Here is a 1,597-nt window from a genome sequence, read left to right on the forward strand (position 1 = left end):
AACTACCATGAAAATTCATCGCAGTGACATCTAAAAGAGGCAATATCAAAGAAGGGTGCAGCTCCTTAGATTTTTAAAGAAGTAGCACCAAGTTAATTAATTCTCGAAAGATAGTAGATCAAGAAACCTCTGAGATTGAAACAGCATATCCTAAGCTTTCAAGTCTTCGAATGGAATTCCTAACAATGGCTGCTTGTTTATGCCTCTCAAAGTAATCTTCGCCTAAGTCCACATACATTTCTTTTCTAGATAGCAAGTAATAAGCGATTCTTAACATGGCATGAGCGACTATAATAGCGGCTCGTTTCCTGCCTTTTTTAGCGAGTACTCGACGATACATGGCACCAAGGTAGTTTTTGGATGCACCCACTGAATGCGCGGCTTCTGTTAAAGCAGATTTCAAATATTTGTTTCCTTTCTTTCCTTTGGAAGACTTTCGTTTGCCTGCGCTCTCATTATGACCAGGAACTAAAGCCGCCCATGAACATAAATGAGCCGCACTAGGAAACTGTTTCTCAATGTTTGTTCCAAGCTCAGCCAAGATCTGTTCCGCCATTCGAGGAGCTATACCTGGTATGGAGTCCAGGCGTTCTACATCTTCCTGAAATGAGCTAACTCTCTTGGCAACCTCTTGATCTAACATCTCAATTTGTTCCGACAGAAAATCGATGTGGGTTAGAATGGTTTTGATCATTAGACGTTGATGGGGGTTTACGTAGCCGCGCAGAGCCAGTTCAAGATCGGATTTCTTCTTTTTTAGTGTGCGTCGAGCCATATTTGCTAATTTCTCAGGATCGTCTTCGCCCTCTGCAATTGCACGAAGCATATCTTTAGAAGAGACGCCCATAATATCTGAAACAACGGACCCGAGTTTGATGTTTGCGCCCTCTAAAACCTTTTGAATGCGATTGTGCTGTCTGGCACGTTCTTCAATGATGCTTCGACGGTAGCGAACTAATTCCCTGAGTTCGCGTTGAGTTCGGTTTGGAATAAAACTAGCCTTCAGAAGTCCGTGGCGGAGCAGTTGGGCAATCCACTCAGCGTCTTTAACATCGGTTTTACGACCTGGAAGTGCCTTCATATGCTGGGCATTCACGACTAAAAACTCAATGTCCTCAGCTTCTAAGAGGTTAACAATTGGCTTCCAAAATACGCCTGTACTTTCCATTGCGACATGAGAACATCCATGGTTTTTAATCCAGTCGATTAGTTGCAACAGAAAGACTGTTTTAGTAGGGAACGTACAAATCTCCTTTCCTTCAGGTGTCATCACACATGCAGTAATAGAGTCTTTATGAACATCCATACCACATGCGCGTTCAATGAGAACATCCATTGAGAGATTCCTTTCTACGGCTCTTTAATTGGAGCTGGTGCAACAAACCAAATAGGATTAATCTACCATGAGTGCTTCCCCAAAGGGGAGCGACATTCTGTGATGCACCGTGGTCGTCGGAGTCAGACTAACGGATGGGCTCTAACGCACCATAGTTGATCGACCTTATTCTCCCAGCCGTAGTAGCATTATTGACGGCATTTCTATTTTAATCCTCTGTGGTGCAGCGCTATTTCTTGCGCTGCATGTATGGCTAACGGG

General features: G+C 43.6%; 1 protein-coding gene. It reads right to left on the reverse strand.

Annotated features, from left to right (window positions below; genetic code table 11):
- Positions 1-118 precede the first annotated feature (118 nt).
- Complete coding sequence (locus AC6ESO_RS30430; protein ID WP_497094617.1) at positions 119-1,336, reverse strand: IS110 family RNA-guided transposase; 1,218 nt, start codon at positions 1,334-1,336, stop codon at positions 119-121.
- Positions 1,337-1,597: the final 261 nt, after the last annotated feature.

The sequence above is a fragment of the Paenibacillus rhizoryzae genome (assembly GCF_059686995.1).